Annotated in this window: 12 protein-coding genes; 6 read left to right on the forward strand and 6 right to left on the reverse strand. The window is 57.3% G+C overall.

What is annotated here, in order from left to right; translation table 11 throughout:
* Positions 1-127 precede the first annotated feature (127 nt).
* The gene (locus tag G7Y31_RS10565) at positions 128-499 is read right to left on the reverse strand and encodes a DUF559 domain-containing protein (protein ID WP_165007283.1); all 372 of its coding nucleotides are present in this window, start codon (positions 497-499) and stop codon (positions 128-130) included.
* Positions 500-1,246: 747 nt separating this feature from the next.
* On the opposite strand from G7Y31_RS10565, the gene G7Y31_RS10570 reads away from it, so the two are divergent.
* Together G7Y31_RS10570 and G7Y31_RS10575 are read left to right on the forward strand one after the other, a co-directional pair.
* Positions 1,247-1,825, forward strand: a complete 579-nt coding sequence (locus G7Y31_RS10570) for a hypothetical protein (protein WP_165007287.1) — start codon at positions 1,247-1,249, stop codon at positions 1,823-1,825.
* The gene (locus tag G7Y31_RS10575; protein WP_165007290.1) at positions 1,826-1,999 is read left to right on the forward strand and encodes a hypothetical protein; all 174 of its coding nucleotides are present in this window, start codon (positions 1,826-1,828) and stop codon (positions 1,997-1,999) included.
* Positions 2,000-2,237: 238 nt separating this feature from the next.
* Here the strand turns inward: G7Y31_RS10575 and G7Y31_RS10580 are convergent, their stop codons facing one another.
* Both G7Y31_RS10580 and pta read right to left on the reverse strand, forming a co-directional pair.
* Positions 2,238-3,458, reverse strand: coding sequence for an acetate kinase (locus tag G7Y31_RS10580; protein ID WP_165007292.1), 1,221 nt, complete (start codon positions 3,456-3,458; stop codon positions 2,238-2,240).
* Entirely contained in the window at positions 3,459-4,799 is a 1,341-nt protein-coding gene (gene pta / locus G7Y31_RS10585; RefSeq protein ID WP_165007296.1) for a phosphate acetyltransferase, read from the reverse strand. It lies immediately after the preceding gene.
* A gap of 235 nt (positions 4,800-5,034) precedes the next feature.
* On the opposite strand from pta, the gene G7Y31_RS10590 reads away from it, so the two are divergent.
* From G7Y31_RS10590 to G7Y31_RS10605, 4 genes are all read left to right on the forward strand, one after another.
* The gene (locus tag G7Y31_RS10590) at positions 5,035-5,187 is read left to right on the forward strand and encodes a hypothetical protein (RefSeq protein ID WP_196823569.1); all 153 of its coding nucleotides are present in this window, start codon (positions 5,035-5,037) and stop codon (positions 5,185-5,187) included.
* A gap of 5 nt (positions 5,188-5,192) precedes the next feature.
* Complete coding sequence (locus G7Y31_RS10595) at positions 5,193-5,519, forward strand: type II toxin-antitoxin system HicB family antitoxin (protein ID WP_165007302.1); 327 nt, start codon at positions 5,193-5,195, stop codon at positions 5,517-5,519.
* A 42-nt stretch (positions 5,520-5,561) separates the two neighbouring features.
* The gene (locus G7Y31_RS10600; protein ID WP_165007305.1) at positions 5,562-6,023 is read left to right on the forward strand and encodes a GNAT family N-acetyltransferase; all 462 of its coding nucleotides are present in this window, start codon (positions 5,562-5,564) and stop codon (positions 6,021-6,023) included.
* A 500-nt stretch (positions 6,024-6,523) separates the two neighbouring features.
* On the forward strand, positions 6,524-8,308 hold the full coding sequence (locus G7Y31_RS10605) for an AIPR family protein (RefSeq protein ID WP_165007308.1): 1,785 nt from the start codon (positions 6,524-6,526) through the stop codon (positions 8,306-8,308).
* 167 nt (positions 8,309-8,475) lie between these two features.
* Here the strand turns inward: G7Y31_RS10605 and G7Y31_RS10610 are convergent, their stop codons facing one another.
* The 3 genes from G7Y31_RS10610 to G7Y31_RS10620 all read right to left on the reverse strand — a co-directional run bounded on the left by G7Y31_RS10610 (position 8,476) and on the right by G7Y31_RS10620 (position 20,179).
* Positions 8,476-9,735, reverse strand: coding sequence for an ATP-grasp domain-containing protein (locus G7Y31_RS10610; RefSeq protein ID WP_165007311.1), 1,260 nt, complete (start codon positions 9,733-9,735; stop codon positions 8,476-8,478).
* A gap of 204 nt (positions 9,736-9,939) precedes the next feature.
* Positions 9,940-15,579 carry a Rib/alpha-like domain-containing protein gene (locus G7Y31_RS10615; protein ID WP_165007314.1) on the reverse strand — a complete coding sequence of 1,880 codons (5,640 nt, stop codon included), beginning with the start codon at positions 15,577-15,579 and terminating at the stop codon, positions 9,940-9,942.
* A gap of 493 nt (positions 15,580-16,072) precedes the next feature.
* The gene (locus G7Y31_RS10620) at positions 16,073-20,179 is read right to left on the reverse strand and encodes a Rib/alpha-like domain-containing protein (RefSeq protein WP_196823570.1); all 4,107 of its coding nucleotides are present in this window, start codon (positions 20,177-20,179) and stop codon (positions 16,073-16,075) included.
* Positions 20,180-20,483: the final 304 nt, after the last annotated feature.

The raw sequence follows: 20,483 nt of genomic DNA on the forward strand, positions 1-20,483 counted from the left end.
TTCGCCACCTGGATACGAAACTTTCCCGCAACTTATACAAGTAGACACCACTGGAGCAAGACGCATTGCCAAGACCCTCGGGACTGAGCAATCGCCCACCACCCACAAAAGGCAATGAGTTACTGTCTTACATCCACCGCCGTACAGTCTGCACAAACTCCACTGGTCGTTGAAAAAGTTCCCCCGGAGAGAAGCGGAGCACGCGGTACCCTGCGTTTTGAAGACGGACTTCCCGCCGGCGTTCATCGCGTATCATTTCGTCAGCGCTGCGACCGTCCCAGCTGTTGCTGTATTTGACCTCGCCGTCGATTTCAACCACCACACTCTTTCCAACTAACAAGTCCACCCGTATTCCCTCCAACACATTGACTTGCTGCCGGGCCGAAATCCCCTCGTAATGCAGTAATGCGTATGCAAGGGCTTCATATGGAGACTCAGACAAGCCGGTCGCCAGCTTCAGAACTCGCCGAACCTCACCGCGGCCTTTGACATTACGCATGCAATCTAGAATGTCTTGTACCCCTTGCAAGCTCTCACCCCCGTGCAGATGACCTTCGGCCGCCACAAATCCGCGGATCCACCCGCTGAATCTGGCGATGTCAAATATTGTCCGGTCCACGGTGGTCGCTCTAACGCCGCACACTGTAGTCACTGCTCCTTCAAGCCGCATTCGTCGGTACTCGGTTTGCGGTGGCCAATTCGCCTTCGGAGGAAGGCTGCCCGAGAACGCCGCTAACATCACCGGCGCAGGCTGCTCCCTGGATGGCAGGACCCACAGGTTGTGAACACTGCCTGCCGATTCCCCCACTAGCACCGCCCTGCGCAAACTTAGGGCTTGTGCAAGGCAGCGAAGGCGATATTGTTCGTGTCGTTGAAGCTTCTCGTAGGCTGCGCGGTCTACGCCATAGCCGCGAGCCAATGTCACCGAGTGGGCGGTATCCCCCGAGAGCTTCTGTATGCGCAGAAGTTCCATAGGCACTAGCCCACCACATTTCGCCCCGCAGCGCAAGGGGTTAGCCCGGGAACGGACTCAAGGGGTCCCGGCAAGATTTCCTCTAAAGCAATCCGCCATGGACAAACAGAACCAATCAATGCCCGCGAAGGAAGCTGGGCTTACGAAGAGTCCACCCTGGCCGCCCCGCAGGAGCAACTCTTAGGCTTCTACCAGCCGTTATGCGGAAGCGCGCTTAATGTCCAGGGTTCCTGCTAATCTCCTTTTCACCTTCAAGAATAAGGAGATTTCACCATGACAGCCCAACAACAAACAACTGCAGCGCAGCGATTAGCCGACTCCGTTTTCCCCACAGCCATTAGCTCAATGCTGGGGGTTGTACGTCTTGTGGTCATCATTATCGCGCTAGGCTCCCTGACAGCAGTCACCCTAGCTCTAACGGCCCTGCTTACCCACTCGAGTATGGGAACAATCGTCGCAGATTTAGCGACCTATCAAGGACCGCTAGTGGGTGCCTTTGCCACCTTACTTACTGCTTCCGTGGCTCTAGATGCCGTTGGCCAAAAGATGCGCGCCGACCATCGCGAGGAGTTCCTGGCCAAAATGAAGTGGGCCGTTGAGCTCACCTTACAGACTGGCAATCCAGACCACCAAGCACTAGGACTTCAACTAATTTCCAGCAGCATGCAACCGCCAACAAATCGGTATTCTGACAAGACTCTATACTATCCACTCCGTTGGTTTACCCAGCAGATCACGCACGTGCTCCCTGCAAAACAGCCGGATTCCTCATCGCTGGATGACAAGGCACCCGCAGGCCCAGGCAACCTTGTAGACTGTGAACAGGAACGCCACGAAAGTGAGGAACACTAAATGTCTTCCAAAAATGCGAACACGCAATGGGACCATCTCACCGAACAACAACTCCGCAACTTAAGGGAAGCAGCGGAAGAAGCTGTCCGCGCCATCGAGGCAGCTTATCCATTTGATCCCAACAAAAAGCGCACGTGGAAGCAGGTTTTCGTCGACGCTTACCGCTCCGCATAAACACCCACTACAACAGCTACTTCGGCGGCAATCCGGGTTATTGGCGGGCACCGCTCGGGGGACGGGCCAGGGCCCACTTAGGAGCGACCCCACTAAGAAGAGGATTGCCTAGGGGCGCCCGCCAGCGAGGGGAACGCCCTACCTAGGGGGAGGCGCCAGCCAACGAGGGGAACACCCTGCCTAGGGGCGCCCGCCAGCGGGGGAGGCGCCGGCCAGCGGGAAGAAGAGGGGATCGGGGCTAGTAGAGGCCCTCCGCGCGGGCTTGGGCAGCGACGGCCGCGGACTTTTGGGCGATGGCCAGCTCCTCGTTGGTGGGGACCACGAAGACCTTCACGGGCGAGTCCGCGGTAGAAATCATGCGGGGCTCCTTGGAGCGGACCAAGTTGGCCTCCTTGTCGAAGTGGATGCCGTACATGTCCAGGTTGTAGAGGGCGTCTTGGCGGACCTCGGTATCGTTTTCGCCGACGCCGGCGGTAAACGTAATCGCATCCACACGGCCCAGGGCGATCATGTAGGAGCCAATGAATCGCCGCAGCTGGTGGATGTATATGTTGTAGGCCAGCCAGGCGTCTTGGTCTTGTTCCTCAATGCGTTGGCGCAGCAGACGGAAGTCGTTGACTCCGGCGATGCCCTTGACACCGGATTGCTTGTTCAGCAGATTATCAATCTCATCAATCGACATGCCCGCCTGGCGGACCAGGTGGAAAATAATGCCCGGATCTATATCTCCGCAGCGCGTGCCCATGGCCAGGCCCGCCAAAGGGGTCAGGCCCATGGAGGTATCGATAGGCCGGCCGTGGCGAATAGCAGCAGCTGAGGCACCATTGCCCAGGTGCAAGGTAATTTGGTTGACGGTGGCGGGGTCCTTGTCCAACAGCTTTGGCACCTGCTGGGACACGAACTCGTGGGACGTGCCGTGGAAACCATAGCGGCGCACATCGTACTGCGAGGCCACCTCGCTGTTAATGGCGTACAGCGCGGCAGCCGGCGGAATGTGATTAAAGAACGCGGTATCAAACACCGCCACGTGCGGAATATCCGGCAGCATGGCACGGGCCACCCGAATGCCGTCCAGGTTGGCGGGGTTGTGTAGCGGCGCGAGAGGGATCAGGTCCTCGATCATGGACTCGATTTCATCGACAATCAACTGCGGCTCGGAGAAGAGCTTGCCGCCGTGCACCACGCGGTGGCCAACGGCAATGACCTCAACATCGGTAGGCCCCACGTTGTGCTCGCCCATAATGGCAAAAGCACGCTCCAGACCGAAAGAATGCGTGGGGATTTCCAGCTCTTCGCGGTGTTCCTGCCCACCCACGGTGACACTGACAGCACCCATGGGCTCGCCCACTTGCTCCACCAGGCCGGAGACCAAGGGGGCATCGGTAGCCTCGCCAGCGGGGTCTACCAGCTGGAACTTCACAGAGGAAGAGCCAGAATTCAGCACCAATACATACGCCATTTACTTTGCTCCTGCCTGGATAGCGGTAATTGCCACAGTATTGACGATGTCCGGGACGGTAGCGCCCCGCGACAAATCATTAATCGGCTTATTCAGCCCCTGCAAAATCGGCCCCACGGCTAGGGCGCCGGCGGTGCGCTGCGCGGTCTTGTAGGCAATGTTGCCGGCTTCCAGGTCGGGGAAGACGAACACGGTTGCCTGGCCGGCCACCGCAGATTCGGGGGCCTTCTTAGCGGCTACACCAGGGTCGCAGGCGGCATCGAACTGCAAGGGCCCATCCACCTTTAGATCGGGGTCCAGCGAGCGCGCGGCAGCCACCGCGGCCACCGCCCGGTCCACATCTGGCCCGGCCCCGGAGCTGCCCGTGGAGTAAGACAAAATAGCCACCCGTGGGTCTATACCAAATTGCGCGGCCGTGCGCGCGGAGACCACGGCAATCTCCCCCAGTTGTTCTGCGGTGGGGTTGGGGTTGACGGCGCAGTCCCCAAACGCCCACAGGCGCCCGCGCATGACCATCAGGAAAATCGAGGACACCACCGAAGCCCCAGGCACCGTCTTAATAATCTGGAACGAAGGCTTGATGGTGTGCGCGGTGGTGTGCGCGGCGCCGGAGACCATGCCATCGGCTAGACCTTTGTGCACCATCATGGTGGCGAAGTAGGAAATATCCTCCATGGTCTCGCGCGCCTGCTCCAACGTGACCCCCTTGGACTTGCGCAGTTCCGCGAAGTCGGCCGCAAATTCTTCCAATAAGGGGGAGCTGCGGTGATCGATAATAGTGGCATCGGCAAGCTCAATGCCCAGCTCGGCAGCACGCCCGCGAGTGCGCTCGGGGTCTCCCAGGATAGTCAGCTTAGCTATGCCCTTGGCCAGCAGCTGCCCGGCGGCCAGCAAGATGCGGTCATCGTCGCCCTCCGGCAGCACAATGTGCGCGCCCGCGGCCTTGGCCTGCTGCAACAGCTGCGCCTCAAACACGGAGGCCGACATCACCGGTGCGATGGGCCCCTGCGGCGCAATGGCTGCCGATGCCCCCGCCACATCCGCCACCTTCACCGCCGTGGCCTGCAGTTCCTTGGCGTGGCGCAGCGCCAACTCCGCAGCCTGGCCCTGCCCAATAATCAACAGCGGCACCCCCAACGCCGCGGCCGCCAGGGCATCAAAGTGCACATCGCCCGTCCCACGCAGCAGACCCTGCAGAGACTCCCGCGACGCCACCACCTCCGGGATTGTCGACACCGTAATGTCCGTGACCTGCCCGGCACCCAGCTCCTTAGCCAGCGCCGGCAGGTCCAGCCCCTCAAATCCGCGGCCAGCAACGGTGACAAGCGCAGGATTAGCCATATTCGCAGCCCTTTCCATCCTCTTCTGCTCGCACCCGCCCGCCAGTGACGCGCAGCACGCAGCATTTACATAGTGACCCAGCTATTCTACCGGCCCCCGCGCGCCTTTACCTACCGAATGCCGCGCCCCATAACGAGATATATCCCACGCCGGGGCGGCCGCGGTCAGGGTCGTACCGCCTGCCAGCCCGGCGCTCGCATTGCTCCGGTGGTACCACATGCAGTACCATACGGGTGTGGGAAAGAGTATTGGCACCATCGTCCGGGACCTGAGGCGTTCGCCGAAGAATGTGCGGTTTGCCGATTTGGCAAAAGTCTGCGATCACTACTTTGAGCGTCGACCTTCCCAAAAGACCTCGCATCGCACCTACAAGAAGGAAACGGAGTAGCCAACATGGATATTAACAAGTTCACCTATCAAGTCTCCTGGTCTGAAGAAGACCAAGAGTTCGTCGCAACCGTGGCCGAGTTCCCCTCCCTATCGTGGCTGGCCGCGGACAGGCAGCAAGCTGAACAAGGCCTACTTGACCTCGTAGCCGAGGTCGTGGAGGACATGGAGGCCTCCGGCGAAGACGTGCCCACCCCGTTGGGAAGCCGTAGCTATTCGGGGAAGTTCAACGTGCGCACGTCCCCGTCATTGCACCGAAAGTTGGCTATCCGTGCCGCGAGAGAGGGCATTTCCCTCAATGCGTTGGTTAACCAACAACTCGCCGCCATCTAGTCGATGAAGAACTGCCCCGCACCCGCCACGTAATATGGCCCCATGGAAACCACCATCACCACCGCCCCGATAGCCCACCTGAGCAGCATGGATGTCCATGACATTTACAAGCTGCGCGTGGAGGTCTTCGTCCACGAGCAACAGATCGCCTACGCTGAGATTGATTCCACCGACGCCCACCCGGACACCCGCCATCTGCTCGCCCGCGCCGCCGATGGCACCCTGCTGGGCACCTGCCGTATCTTCCCCACCACCGTCAACGGCGAGCCCGCCATGCAGTTCGGCCGCTTTGCCCTCCACCCTTGCGCCCGCGGCACCGGCGTTGCCCAACAGCTGATGTCCCACTCCCTGGACCTGTGCCAGCAACAGCTTGCCGATGCCCCCGTCTACCTCAACGCCCAAGCCCCTCTGGCCACCTACTACGCTCAATACGGTTTCCAAATCTGCGGCCCCGAGTTCGACGAGGAAGGCCTCCCCCACATTCCCATGCTCCGGCGGGTGTAGAGGGCTGCGGTTGCTGTCGCTACTCCGTCGCATATTCTAAAGGCGGCAAGTGGCTTTCTTCTACAGCCGCCAGCACTCGCGATAGCAAGGGAAACACTTCAGAATCGCGAGCCCTTTGCCCCAACATGCTATTCACCTGAGTCTTCTTCATACTCTCAATAATGAGGACATCCACAGGGCTTCGCGCAGCATCGAGGCGAAGCACCATCACGCCTCATAGTTTCATTTGAACTCTGCCGAAAATGGCCTGTGGCCCACGCCGGTCAATTACCAGCTCTCCCATCCATTCTGAATCATTAATAGCGACGGAGCGAAAGCGACCGCGACCCGCCTCCCATCCCGCTCGCTCGGGCGTAGCAGCCACAGTACCGACAATTGAACCATCAGCGGATAAATTGAATCCCTATGCAGACTGTCGACAGATTGATATAGTGGGACTTATACCCTAGTCCGGTTCAGCGATAGAAAGAAAGGCGTGCTTAACAAAGCAACATTTGACCATGAAGAACATAAAACTCAGCCCTGCAGACTCAGACAAGCTCGGCTTGGTACTATCTGGTGCCTTGAACGACTTCAAAGAGCAGTATCAAGTTGACGAACCCTTAGACACTACATTTGAGGCGTTCGTTAATCTATTGGCATGGTTCTCCCAGACTAATGAGGAGCCTGAAATACCCGAGTTCTATGGACATGGAGCAGAAAACGGAATTGATGGCGTCTTCTTCTTTGTCGATGACTCCCCAGCCGCCACAGCAGATGAATTCATCCATTTGACAAAGAGCAAAAAGAGGCAGCCTGAAGTCACGATAATCTTCACCCAAGCTAAATCAGAGACTTCCTGGAAGAAGGGAGGGATTACGACTTTCCATACAGGAATCGCGGATTGGCTATCCCCTTCGCCCAAAATGACATGGTCAGATTGGCACCACGAGAAGCGAGAGGTCCTAAAAGCAATCCTCAGCAATGCCACCAATATTCGAGACGGAAAACCCAAGGTACAAGCAATCTTCGCAACTGCGACGCGAAATCCCCGCCCGGACGACATTGAAGGAGCTCGCAGCGTCCTTGAAGACATGCTCGAAAACTTCGACATGTTCGCCGAATGCAAAGCCACCCTATGGCAAGAAAAAGATCTGGTCAATCATTGGAACGGCCTATCGGCCCCAATAAAAGCAAATAGCCCCATCGTGGATAGCATGGATTTTGGCCCAATGCCCGGCATCGACACCGGCCACATCGTTCTCATTAAGGCAAAAGACTACGTCCATCGAATACTTTCGGACGACGAGGGAAATCTTCGTAAATCCATCTTCGACGAAAACGTCCGCGACTTTCTCGGCGAGGAAGAGGCTGTAAATTCAGAAATCGTAAAAACTCTCAACATGGACGAGAGTCAATCGCGATTCGGTATCCTTAATAATGGAATCACAATCATTTCACCAAATGCAGCAATCCAATCTCGAAACCTTCAATTGGAAAACTTCCAGATCGTCAACGGATGTCAAACGTCGAACGTACTCTGGGAAAAGCGCGAGCTAATCGGAGACGACGCAACACTAGTGCTTAAGGTTATCGTCTCCAGTGACGCTGACATTGTGGCTTCGATAGTTAAGTCCACCAATCGTCAATCTCAGGTTGACCCGACTCAGTTCATGGCTATATCTGAGTACTCGAAGAATATCGAACGGTACTTCATAGAGCGGACCCACACGGAGACCTCTCCAATGTATTTTTCCCGCCGGACGCAACAATACCGCGGAAATCAAGACGCGATCGCCTACCGAACTTTTGACTTCAAGGCTCTCGGCCGGTGCACAGCCGCCCTATTCTTCACGCTGCCACACATCGCGAAACGCTACCCCAATGAACTGTTCAAGGTCGTTGACGGTAAGGAAAAGAGAAGTTGGGCGGAGATGATCTTCCACCAAGATAACAGAGAGGAAATTTTCTACACTTCGGTCTTTTGTTACAACAAGTTGCACTCTTTCCTTCAAAATCAGGAGTTCAAGGAATACAATCCTGCAATCTACCACCTCATGGCCGGCATTCGACAATACGTGATCAAAAAGCCCGCGCAGCCGTCCAGTAAGGAGATCATAAAAGAATGTAAAGAGCTAGAGGAGTTTTGCAGAAATCTGGGGTCCAAAAACCGTAAGACAATGAACTTGATTTGCCAAGCTCTAGGCGACATGGGAGAAATAAACAGTGATAAGCTCAAGAGCGATTCTCTGACCGGCCAATTTCTCGACAAAGTCAGAACAATCCGCGAAGCCGCCCGGAGCTAGACTCCAGCAATTTCGCTCAACACCGAGTTCTCTCCCCCTGATCCTGAGTCACTAATTCATCTCGAGCTCAGGATAAGGGGAAGAGCTGCCGAGGTAAACGCTGCATTCTCCCTGGTCTTCAAGGATCCATAGGCCGGGCTAGCTTTTCGTGGTATCTCACACTGCTACTACCCCTCACCCCCGGTAAGTCGCACTTTCCCCGCCGCCAAGGCTGCCTTGTCCTGCGCCTCTGCGACAGTCTCGGCGGTAGTCACGACTAAGCCCCTGACACCCGCGCCAGACTCCCCAAATACCCTAAAGTCAGTTTCTGCATAGGCCAAGGCCTCAGCCAACCCCGACAAGGCCATCCCGTCCGAGGCTGTCCCTGACGTCGCAGCCGCCGACGAAGCACCTCCAAACAAGGCGCTCCCAGAGGACGCAACCGCACCCAAAGCGCCACCGTCCAAAACACCCCCATCCAAATCCGCTACAACAACCGCAGCCCCGGGCGAGGTCAGCGTAACGTCAATGGGATACCTCAGCGCGGCACGCGCGTGCAGTTGGTATTGACTCAATCGCTGCGTGTAGCTGGTCAGTATTCCGGTATCCAGCGGCCGCGGGGTCACGGCGGAGAAATACACGTCATCGCCGGCCACAAATAGTTCCACACCGTATAGCCCCCGGCCACCTAGCTCGTTAGATATGCGCGCGGCTACGGACCGCGCGTTCTCCAGGGCGCGTTGGCTCATCTCTAGCGGCTGCCAGGCCTCTGCTAGTTTGCCGCCGGCGTGTTGGTGTCCTATGGGTTCACTAAACCAGGTGGCCAGTGCTCCGGTTGCGGGGTCGATGGAGCGCACTGCCAGCAGCGTCATCTCATAGTCAAAGTCCACGTACCGTTCCGCAACCACGGTCAGCTTGTCTTCGTTGGGGTGCTGTAGGCTGTGCCATGCTTTGCCGATGCCCCCTTCGTCCCGCACCAAATACTGCTCACCGTCTGCTGTGCCGCTGTTGCGTTTGACCATGCAGGGGTACCCCAGTTCCGCAACGGCGGCCTCCAATTCTTGCTCGCTGGAGGCGAATTGGTGCGCAGCGACTGGCAGGCCAAGGGATTCTGCGGCTCGGTACATTGCTTTGCGGTCGCGGGTGCATGCGCAGGCGTGGGCGCTGGGGATGACGGTAATGCCGCGTTCTTCGAGTCCGCGGAGAGCGGAGACGGAGACTCTGTCACTCATGGGGAGCACAATGTCCGGCTGGACTTCAATGCAGTGGTCCAGGACAGCGTGTTCATCGCACCCCGTAGCGGTGTACACGTCTACCCCGAGTCGGCGAAAAGCGATAACGAGCTCGTCGCCTAGTTCGTTGGGGCCCAGCAAGAGTACGCGCGGGGTGCGCGAGTGGCTTCCGCCGGCGGGATTGGTGTGCGGCGCGGCGGTGTGCTCAGTGGTCATAGTGGGCTCTCCTTGACAGACGAATGGGACCATTATCCCATATGCTTGCCAGATTCCTTTCCCGCCGCTCGACGAGGGAGACCGCGCGGTTGCCTGAGGTAGGTGAAAAGGGACAAAGACCGTGGGGAAGTCCCACGGTCTTTGTATAAGGGGTCAGTTAACGGACTGTGCCGGAGCGCTATCCCCTAACTGTGACCAATAACCTTAGTTCTTGGTCTTGGAAGACCCTGCGGAGGAGCTGTTGCCCGGGGTGCAGGAGTCAATCAGCCATGCCAGGGCGAGCACACCAGCGGCCACCAGGGCAACGCTGCCGGCTACGCGGCCAGCATCCTGGCCGAACTTGCCCAGCTGAGCGTTGATGCCGTTGAGCGGGCTAGCAACGTCGGCATTGAAGATGCCCAGCTGACGCTGCAGCTGAACGTTAGCCTGTGCAAGTTGGTCGTTGACACGAGCAATCTGAGCACCCAGGCTGTCCTGCAGCGGCTGCAGACCCGGAATGTTTACCTGGCCAGCCAGGCCAACCGGAATCAGGAACAGCAGCGGCAGACCAACAGCCAGACCAGCTGGCACGCAGCGGGCCAGGTCAACCTTGGCACCGGTGTTAGAGCTGTTGAAGCTGTTGTTGGAGGAACCACCATTGTTGATGATGGAGGAGCCACCAGCGTTGGAGGAACCGTTAGCCTTCTTCTCCACGGTGACAGTGGTCTTGACCTCGTCCTTGGAGCCGTCCGGGTAGGTCACCACAACGGTGACATCCTTCTTACCAGGCGTGGTGGTATCCACAGGATCCTTGTACTCAATCTTGGTACCTTCAGGCAGGTCACCGATGTTCTCGATGTTGCCCTTCGGATCCGGGGTACCGCCGACCTCAACCTTTTGGTCCTTGCCCTTCGGGTCGTACTTGTCAGCATCGGACTTGTCGGAACCGTTGTCGTCGCGGCCCTTCTCGTGGCCGGTGACAGGAACCTCAACCTCAACCTTGCCACCCGGCAGATCCGGATCCGTGATGGTCACGGTAATCGGACCATCAACATCGGTACCCGGGGTGACAACGACGTGACCGTTCTCGTCAATCTCAACCGGAACGTCCTTGCCGTCCTCATCCTTAGCAGAGACCTTGGTGTCATCATCCTTGTTGGTGACAACAATACCGGTGTCCTGCTTCTGGTCGGTCGGATTAACAGGCTTGACATTGTCAGTGTTGACGGAGGTCGGGTTCTTCTCAGAACCATTGTCGTCGCGGCCCTTCTCGTGGCCGGTGACAGGAACCTCAACCTCAACCTTGCCACCCGGCAGATCCGGATCCGTGATGGTCACGGTAATCGGACCATCAACATCGGTACCCGGGGTGACAACGACGTGACCGTTCTCGTCAATCTCAACCGGAACGTCCTTGCCGTCCTCATCCTTAGCAGAGACCTTGGTGTCATCATCCTTGTTGGTGACAACAATACCGGTGTCCTGCTTCTGGTCGGTCGGATTAACAGGCTTGACATTGTCAGTGTTGACGGAGGTCGGGTTCTTCTCCACGGTGATGGTGGTCGTGACCTCATCCTTGGAGCCGTCCGGGTAGGTCACTACAACAGTGACGTCCTTCTCACCAGGCGTGGAGGTATCCACAGGATCCTTGTACTCAACCTTGGTACCTTCAGGCAGGTCACCGATGTTCTCGATGTTGTCCTTCGGATCCGGGGTCTCGCCAACCTTAACGGTCTGGTCCTTGCCCTTCGGGTCGTACTTATCGGAATCGTCCGGGGTAACGGTAACCGTGGTGTCCACGGTGTCCGTGGAGCCATCAGAGTAGGTCACCTTGACGGTCACCGGCTTCTCGCCAGGAGTAGAGGTATCCGGAGTGGTGACGTACTCGAACTTGGTGTGTTCCGGCAGATCCGAGACGTTAGAGATGTTCTTCTCCGGATCCGGAGTTTCATTCTTCTTAACGTCCTGGTTCTGGCCGGTCGGATCATTCTGGTCAGCCAGGGTCGGGTCCTCGACAACCGTTACGGTGGTCGTGACCTCATCCTTGGAGCCGTCCGGGTAGGTCACTACAACAGTGACGTCCTTCTCACCAGGCGTGGAGGTATCCACAGGATCCTTGTACTCAACCTTGGTACCTTCAGGCAGGTCACCGATGTTCTCGATATTGCCCTTCGGATCCGGCTGATTGCCAACACTGACAGTCTGGTCCTTGCCCTTCGGATCAATCTGGTCAGCCCAAGACGTAACCGGAACCTCAACCTCAACCTTGCCACCCGGCAGATCAGGATCCGAGATGGTCACGGTAATCAGGCCCTCAGTATCCTTACCAGGCTTGACGATGACCTTACCGTCCTCATCAATCCGGGCAGGAACATCCTTGCCATTCTTATCCTTGGCAGTCACCTCGGTCTTATCGTCATTGTTCGTGACGACAATACCCGTATCCTGATCCTCACCATTCGGCTTCACAGGATTCACATTCTCGGAGTTAACCTCGGTTGGGTTCTTCTCAACCTTCAGCTTCGCCTCGACCTCGTCCTTGGAGCCGTCTGGGTAGGTCACCACAACGGTGACGTTCTGCTCACCAGGCTTAGAGGTATCCGGGGTTCCGCCCTTGTACTCAACCTTCGTACCCTCAGGCAGATTCAGATCATCGAAGTTCTCGATGTTCTTCTTCGGATCCGGAGTCTGGCCAACCTTGACAGTCTGATCCTGACCCTTCGGGTCATTCTTGTCAGCATCGGTCTTGTCGGAGTCGTTGTCGTCGCGGCCCTTCTCATGGCCGGTGACAGGAATCTCAAACTCAACCGAGCCACCAGGCAGGTCAGAGTCCTTGATGACCAGAGTGATCGGACCATCAACGTTTTCGCCCGGGGTGACGGAGATCTTTCCGGTCTCCTTGTCAACCGTTACCGGGACGGTGTTGCCGTCCTCATCGGTAGCGGTGTACTCAGTCGAAGGATCCGGGTTGTGAACGACGATACCGGTGTCCTGAGAATCGTTGGTCGGCTCAACAGGCTTAGGCTCGCCGCTCACGGTAGTTGGGGTGTCGGACGGATCCTTCGGATCGTGGCCGGACTTCTTCTCGTCCTCGTCGTTGACGCCGTCGTTGTCGTCGTCCTCGTCGAGAACATCCGGGATGCCATCGCCGTCGGTGTCGAGGTAGAAGACGGCGGTTGCTTCGTCATCCTCAGCGCCATCGTTGTAGGACACGACGACAGGGATCTCGACGATCTCCTCGCGAGCGCCATCCTTACCAGCAGGAGCAACGGTCACGGAGACCTTGCCGGTCTTCTCATCGACTGTGATCTCGTAGCCCTTAGGAACCTGGAAGCCTTCCTTCAGCTTGTAGGAGGCAACGCCGTCACCAGGCTTGTTCTCCTCGCCGCCTTCCTTTGGCTTGTAGACCACATCAGCGGTGGAAGTCTTGCCGGCAGGTGCCAGATAGCCCGGCTTGTCGGTGGTCTTCTCCTCGCCGCCCTGAGGGGTGTGGGTGAAGTTCTGACCTGGGTACTCAGGGTTGTAGTCAGCTGCTTCCTCGGACACAACGAAGGTTGCGTTCGCGGTACCCTTCTCACCGCCAGGCAGGGTCATCGTCACTGGAACGTTGAACGTTCCGGTGAATGGAGTTTCCTCATTAGTTACCGGATCCGTCATGGTTTCCGGAGCGATGAAGGTAACCTCACCCGACTTCGGATCAACATTCACGGAGTAACCGAAGTCACGGACATCCTCACCGATCTTGTAACCGGAGATGTTGCCCTGACCGTCCTTAATTGGCTCAGCGCCTTCCGGCAAAGCCAGCTCAAAGGTGGTGCCTTCCGGAACCTTCTCCTTCTCCACCTCAGGGGTTTCGGTGTTGTCAACGCCCTGAACCGGGGACGTTGCAGTGCCGCCGGAGGTGACATCAACAGGATCGTAAACAGGAACCTTTGCCACCTGAGCGATGAAGTCATCGCTGGCAATCGGAACAGTAGAACGCTGGCCATTGTCGGCAATCGGGTACAGCGTTGCCGTGAACACCGTAGACTTCTCGAGGTTCTTCGGAACAGTGATGGAGCACGATGGCAGCAGGCCCTTTTCATTAGGAACAACGTGCTTACAGGTGCTCTTGTCTGGATCCAGCTTCAGCGCTTCACCAGTAGCAACATCGGTAGCGGTCCATACCACGTCGTACTTGATATCGCCTAGGGCCGGGAATCCGCCACCCAGAGTGTCAACCTTGTCGCCAGGCTTAGCGAAGTTGGAAATCGAGTCATAGTCGACCACCTGGAAGATCGGCTCGCTCAAGGTGTGAACGAAGTCCACGTCGCGCCACCATGGGAAGTCTGCTGGAGAATAAGTGGTGGCTTCATGCAGAGTGTAGTTCTGCGGCATGAAGTGGCGCCTATCGCTCAGCTCGTGATTGGTGTACAAGTTCAAGAACGCTGTTCCCACGCGACCAGACCAGAACCCACCGCGCCACGGATCAACCAGACCTGCACCCGGGACAGGACCCAAAGTGCCATCTTCCTGAACCGGGGTGACCATCATCCATTCCCAGTTAATGTGCTTGGACTGAGCATTGGTGGAGATAGTACCCAAACCTTGATGGAATCCGCCGGACGCAGGAGAAGACGCAACGTTGCCAGCGAAGTTTTCCTGATTCGGTGACGTCTGCTTTTCCGGAACGTTACCAGCCTGGTCCCACACATGGCCGTACGTACCGTTGAACTGAACCACGTACTTGCCGTCCTGGTCCGTGGTAGTCACCACAGATTCAGCAATCCACGGGGTAGGGCCACCATTGTTTTCACGAATCTGCTGCTTGATCCACTCCTGCAGCTTCTCTTCGTACTCGCCGGTCCAACCATCACCGCGGAGTTTCTTGCCACCAAAAGCGGTGTTCTTGTTTTCTTCGTAGTACTTCTTGATCTGTCCCACAGCGTGGTCAGTCAGGTACGACGCAACGATCTTCTGTCCGCCAATTCCCCGGTCTTCCCTCTCACGGTAGGAAAGATTGTTCTTCCAACCGTTGACTGGCTTCGGGTGGGTAGGTCCGCCGAACTCCCAGTACACGCGGCCCGACAGCTGGCCCTGCCCATCGGTACGGCGCTTGTCGTCATTATTTACCCACTGGTCAGCGGGCTTGTGAAGAACAGGCTTTTCTTCCTGCTTGTACTTGGGGAAGAGGAACTGATCAGCGCCCGTGAGCTTCTCTCCACCCCAGTCAGCACCAATGGATTCATCGAGGGCGTAGTCCTGCGGCCCTTGGATGTTGAGGTAGCCCCAGCCGTAGTTGTACTTATCCTTCAGCTCATCAGGAATCTCTACCCAGATACGAACCTTTTCGCGCCAGGTCTCCGATCCGATATCAACGTTTGCACTGAAGATACGCTGCTTACCCGCGAAATCGCGGAAGTTTTGCATTTTAATGTGGTAGTTGCCCTGAGCATCAGAGATCGCGTAGTAGATCGGCGACGTGGCAGGCTTACTACCACCATGACCATCCACCCACTGGGCGAAAACCTTCACACCCGGAACACGAACGTCTGGTCCAGTGTTCTTTACGTAGCTACTGGAGGAGGTGCCATCGTTACCACGCTCACCCCAGACTGTTCCGGAGACAGTGTTGCGATCGCCTTCCTTAGCAGGCGAGTAGATAGCTTCTTTACCGTCCACAGTAGTGATATCGCCCTGCGCCTGCGGTGATGCAGAAGCGCCGAGGTCAAGGCCGGCATCCTGCGCGGAGGCCACCGCAGCAGTCTGCGGGGAGAGCACAGGATGCACGAACGGTGCGACCAAAGACACCGACAGTGCGGCGGCCGCGATCGTGACACCGCGGCGACGACCAACCGCCGCGGGCTTTGCAAACTTCTTAGCCATACTGAAGAAGTCCTTTCATTTCGTGAATACGGAATAGCTCGAGCCCACTGACGCGCCAACAATGCTGGAAAACAGAAGCCCGTACGCTGTGGCCGAAGCTTACACCCACGAGTAAGAAAACTCAGAAAGCTTGGACTTAGAACTCAGGTAAACATCAGGAAAATATGGCCAGAAATTTGGCGAGATTGCAATTGCACCTTAAGCAAACCGTTTAGTGCAAATGGTTTGCAGCAAGGTTAATCGGTATTACGGTGCACTTATTCAGCCAACCGACACCACCAAAATTATTAGCCCATGCAACTGTCACGTGCTCGATAATGCAAAATTGTGATGCTCGACTCACTCGCCCATCTAGGGGTACCCACCCGGGGGAAGCCGAGGAAAGAAGCAAGGGTGAGGCGAGGGGGCATCGGCAAACTTTGCAAAGAGCAAACTTGGCAGAAAACACCAAAAAGGCCGCGGGCAAAACCCACGACCTTCCTAGTCGGTTACCTTAACGAGACGAGCCGTTAGAAGAACCCGTACCCGGAGTACAAGAGTCAATCAACCAACCCAAAGCCAGCAAACCAGCAGCAACCAGAGCCACGCCGCCGACCACACGGCCAGCATCCTGACCGAACTTGCCCAGCTGAGCATTAATGCCGTTCACCTGGTTAGCCAGAGCCGGGTTGTAGAGACCTAGCTGACGCTGCAACTGAACATTAGCCTTAGCGATCTGGTCGTTGATGCGGTTGATCTCCGTGCCAAGCTGAGCCTTCATCGGCTCCAGACCAGGCACGTTCACCTGACCAGCCAAGCCAACCGGAATCAGCAGCAACAGCGGCAGGCCAACAGCCAGACCAGCCGGGATACAGCGGGCCAGGTCAACGTTGCCGGAGTTGGAGCTCAGACCATCCAAGATGGCGGAGCCGTTGTTGTTCGACGAAGCCCCGTTGTTGTTGGAGGAACCGTCGTTGTTCGAGGAAGCACCGTTGTTGTTCGAGGAACCGTTGCCGTTCGAGGAACCACCGGTAGAAGGCTCTTTGATGGTTACCTTAACGGTGTCGATGACGTTGCCATCCTTATCGGTGACAGTCACAACAATCTCGTCGCCAGGCTTAGCATTCTCATTCGGAGTGACAGTGATGGTGCCGTCCTCACCGAGAGTTGCGGTGCCCGGACCCTCAACGGAGACGGTCTCCCCACCGGTCAGCTTGCCACCAGTGTTCGGGACCTTCACTTCCTTACCCGGGGTGGTGGAAGCGTCATCCCACTTGGGGTTCTCGGCGATGGTGACCGTAACGGTGTCGATGACGTTGCCATCCTTATCGGTGACGGTCACAACAATCTCGTCGCCCGGCTTCGCGTCCTCGTTCGGGGTGACGGTAATGGTGCCGTCCTCACCCAGAGTTGCGGTGCCCGGACCCTCAACGGAGACGGTCTCCCCACCGGTCAGCTCACCACCAGTGTTCGGGACCTTCACTTCCTTACCCGGGGTGGTAGAAGCATCATCCCAAGCCGGGGACTCAGCAGCAGACGGAGCCTCATCGATGGTCACCTCGACCTTGTCGATCTCCTTGCCATCCTTGTCCTTAACGGTCACAACGATCTTGTCGCCCGGCTTAGCATTCTCATTCGGGGTGACGGTAATGGTGCCGTCCTCACCCAGAGTTGCGGTGCCCGGACCGGAGACCTCAATGGTCTCATCGCCAGAAACTGCGCCGCCAGTGTTCGGCAGCTTGACCTCGGTGCCCGGGGTGGTGGAATCATCATCCCAAGCCGGGGACTCAGCAGCAGACGGAGCCTCATCGATGGTCACCTCGACCTTGTCGATCTCCTTGCCATCCTTGTCCTTAACGGTCACAACGATCTCGTCGCCCGGCTTTGCATCCTCGTTCGGGGTGACGGTAATGGTGCCGTCCTCACCGAGAGTTGCGGTGCCCGGACCGGAGACCTCAATGGTCTCATCGCCAGAAACTGCGCCGCCAGTGTTCGGCAGCTTGACCTCGGTGCCCGGGGTGGTGGAATCATCATCCCAAGCCGGGGACTCAGCAGCAGACGGAGCCTCATCGATGGTCACCTCGACCTTGTCGATCTCCTTGCCATCCTTGTCCTTAACGGTCACAACGATCTTGTCGCCCGGCTTTGCATCCTCGTTCGGGGTGACGGTAATGGTGCCGTCCTCACCCAGAGTTGCGGTGCCCGGACCGGAGACCTCAATGGTCTCATCGCCAGAAACTGCGCCGCCAGTGTTCGGCAGCTTGACCTCGGTGCCCGGGGTGGTGGAATCATCATCCCAGTTCGGCTGCTCAGTGACGTTTACCTTAGCCGTGACCGTGTCCTCAGAACCGTCCGGATAGGTCACAACCACGGTGACGTTCTGCTCGCCCGGCTCATCAGTCTTCGGAGCCTCGAAATACTCAGCCTTGGTGCCTTCCGGAAGCTCGCCAAAGTCAACGATGTTGTCCCTGGCATCCGGGGTCTCACCGACCTTAACGGTCTGATCCTTAGGCTGCGGATCATAACGGTCAGCGTCGCTCTGGCCATCCTCTGTCAGCTTGAAGGAAGCAACAGCGTCGACCGTGCTGGTGATCTCGCGCTGCTGACCAGTGGCAGGGTCATTGATGGCCTTGCCGTTGGCATCAACAAGCTTCTCGGTGTAGGTGACCTTCAGCGGGACGTCAATGATGTCATCCTTCTTGCCCTTGGGGTTAGTCAGGGTGACAACACCGGTCTCCGGGTCCACGGAAGCACCCTCGGGAGCACCTTCACCTAACTCAAAGCGTGCTTCGACATTTTCCGGAAGCTCAACGGCAGTGGTGGATACCTCAATAGAACCGTCGCGCTTCTTCTCGGCCGTCTTCTGCTCGAAGGTCGGTTCCTCAGAGGAAGCGCCGTCCTTGCCGGTCTCCGTCTCAGCGTACTTCGGCTCCGGGTAGCGCTTGATGATCATGGAGTCGGAGCTGACTGCGTTATCGCCTGCATACAGAATTGCGGTGACAACATCGCCATCGTTGAGTGGGTAAGTTTCCTGATCCAGCTCTAGCGTGCAATCCTTGGCCTGGTTCAGGGACGTCAAGTTGTCGCAAGTCTTGATCGGGTTGTTCAGATCACCGTTGACAACCCACACAATCTTGTTCTGCAGCGGAGACAAGGTCACGCCCTCGAGCGCGATCTCTGCGGTATCACCGATGAAGGCCGGGGTGTCCGTGGTGTTGTACTTGAGGATGTCCAAGTCAACCTGGGTGTTAGGCACCACAGCAAAGTTCTTGTTGTAGGTGTTGCCAAAGCCGCCCTTAGCAGGAGCGGTCTGCGGTGCCCAAGTGTTGTGGCTGGTGTTGCCAAAGACCGGGTTTACCCACGAGTTGTAGGAGTGGACGGTCTTACCCTCCGGATCCTGGACAAACATGTAGAAGCCGCGGTCGGTGTTGATCAGGCGACCCAGGGAACCTTCAGGAACGCGGACGGTGTAGCGACCTTCAGCATCCGTGTAGGCGTAACGGGTGTAGGCAATGTACTCCGGGTGATCCGTGAGCAACCGCTTAGCTGCAGCCGCCTGCTCAGCCTTATCCAGGTTTGCCACCTGAGCTTCGTAGGCAGAGTAGCCTTCCGCAGTCAGCTGGGAGACGACCACGCGGTAGCCAGCAGCTGCGGGGTCCTTGGAGTTGTTGTTAGGGCCAGTAGCACTATTGGCATAGTCACCAGCACCGGTTTCCAGCCACACGCGACCGGAGATGGACTGCTTGTCAGCTTCAGTAAAGCCAATCAGGCCGGCAGGACCCGACAGCGGTCCAACTTCGTCTTCTTCCCACTCGGACTCAGGACGGGTCATGTAATCGCCCGGCTTTTCACTGAGCAAGACACCAACCTTTTGCATGTTGGCGCCGATCAGCGGGAACTGCCCCAGGTTAGAGCCAGTAACGGAGTTAACCCAGGAACCTGGGTAGAAGCCACCGTTTTGGCGCAGCATGGTCACCGTGTTGCCAGAATTAGGATCCTCGTAATCCTGGATCCACAGACGGTAGTACTGGCCCGAAGTTGCGCGGTAGACATGTTCCTTGCCCTTAAGGTCGGTCCAGCCGCGGCCGACAACCTTACCCCCTTCATCCGTGGCAATTTCACCGTCGATGTCATAGCGAAGATCGAAGGCGAAGTCACCGCCGCGGATGTTGTCACCGTTGACATCAACTGTTGACTGGGTCTTCGTGGAGTAGACCGGAGAAACCGCACCGTCAGTGTCCATCCACTGCATGTAGACCACAGTGCCGTCCGGAACCGGGATATTTCCGGAAGCAAAGGATTGCGGGTTGCCCTCACGGTTAGCTACCAGCGCAACACCCGAAAGAGTCTGTGCAGCGTTGGTGGCGTCCGTAGCACTATCAATACGGCCATTGGCTACAGCGTCAGCCTCGATGACACGAACGCCCTGAGACGCAGCCGGAGTGGCGGCATCGTTAGCAGCAGCGGCATCGTCAGCAGTCTGGGCCAAGGCGGCAGCAGACAGGGACGGAGCGACGACCGGCTGCACGAAAGGTGTAACCAGCGCCATGGACAGAGCCGCAGCTGCAATGGTGGTGCCGCGACGGCGACCAGCTGCAGACTTAGCAGTCCGATTAATCATTCCTAAGATGTCCTCTCAACTTGCAGGAGTTCTATTGGTTCTGGCGTGCCGGGCGGCGATGGATCACTGCCGAGCATGCCCGAACACTTGACAACCACGTTACAGGAATGACTAAACAAATGAGAATTTTCTAAGAGTGCATACAGGCAATAATCAGATAGTTCACCGCTAATAGGACCTAAGCCGCTGGTCGAGGCAGTTTTTTAGGGCGATCGTGAATCTTGACACACCTGCACTTGTAAACCCTTTTCAGGTCTACTCAAATAGGCAAACAAGTCCGTACGGACACTCAGGCAAAATACTG

The sequence above is a fragment of the Corynebacterium lizhenjunii genome (genome assembly GCF_011038655.2).
GTDB lineage: Bacteria > Actinomycetota > Actinomycetes > Mycobacteriales > Mycobacteriaceae > Corynebacterium > Corynebacterium lizhenjunii.

What these genes read in the sequence shown, in the direction of transcription:
- G7Y31_RS10565 (WP_165007283.1), bottom strand. Translation starts at nt 499, where the DNA reads ATGCGTAATGTCAAAGGCCGCGGTGAGGTTCGGCGAGTTCTGAAGCTG.
- G7Y31_RS10570 (WP_165007287.1), top strand. Translation starts at nt 1,247, where the DNA reads ATGACAGCCCAACAACAAACAACTGCAGCGCAGCGATTAGCCGACTCC.
- G7Y31_RS10575 (WP_165007290.1), top strand. Translation starts at nt 1,826, where the DNA reads ATGTCTTCCAAAAATGCGAACACGCAATGGGACCATCTCACCGAACAA.
- G7Y31_RS10580 (WP_165007292.1), bottom strand. Translation starts at nt 3,458, where the DNA reads ATGGCGTATGTATTGGTGCTGAATTCTGGCTCTTCCTCTGTGAAGTTC.
- pta (WP_165007296.1), bottom strand. Translation starts at nt 4,799, where the DNA reads ATGGCTAATCCTGCGCTTGTCACCGTTGCTGGCCGCGGATTTGAGGGG.
- G7Y31_RS10595 (WP_165007302.1), top strand. Translation starts at nt 5,193, where the DNA reads ATGGATATTAACAAGTTCACCTATCAAGTCTCCTGGTCTGAAGAAGAC.
- G7Y31_RS10600 (WP_165007305.1), top strand. Translation starts at nt 5,562, where the DNA reads ATGGAAACCACCATCACCACCGCCCCGATAGCCCACCTGAGCAGCATG.
- G7Y31_RS10605 (WP_165007308.1), top strand. Translation starts at nt 6,524, where the DNA reads ATGAAGAACATAAAACTCAGCCCTGCAGACTCAGACAAGCTCGGCTTG.
- G7Y31_RS10610 (WP_165007311.1), bottom strand. Translation starts at nt 9,735, where the DNA reads ATGACCACTGAGCACACCGCCGCGCCGCACACCAATCCCGCCGGCGGA.
- G7Y31_RS10615 (WP_165007314.1), bottom strand. Translation starts at nt 15,579, where the DNA reads ATGGCTAAGAAGTTTGCAAAGCCCGCGGCGGTTGGTCGTCGCCGCGGT.
- G7Y31_RS10620 (WP_196823570.1), bottom strand. Translation starts at nt 20,179, where the DNA reads ATGATTAATCGGACTGCTAAGTCTGCAGCTGGTCGCCGTCGCGGCACC.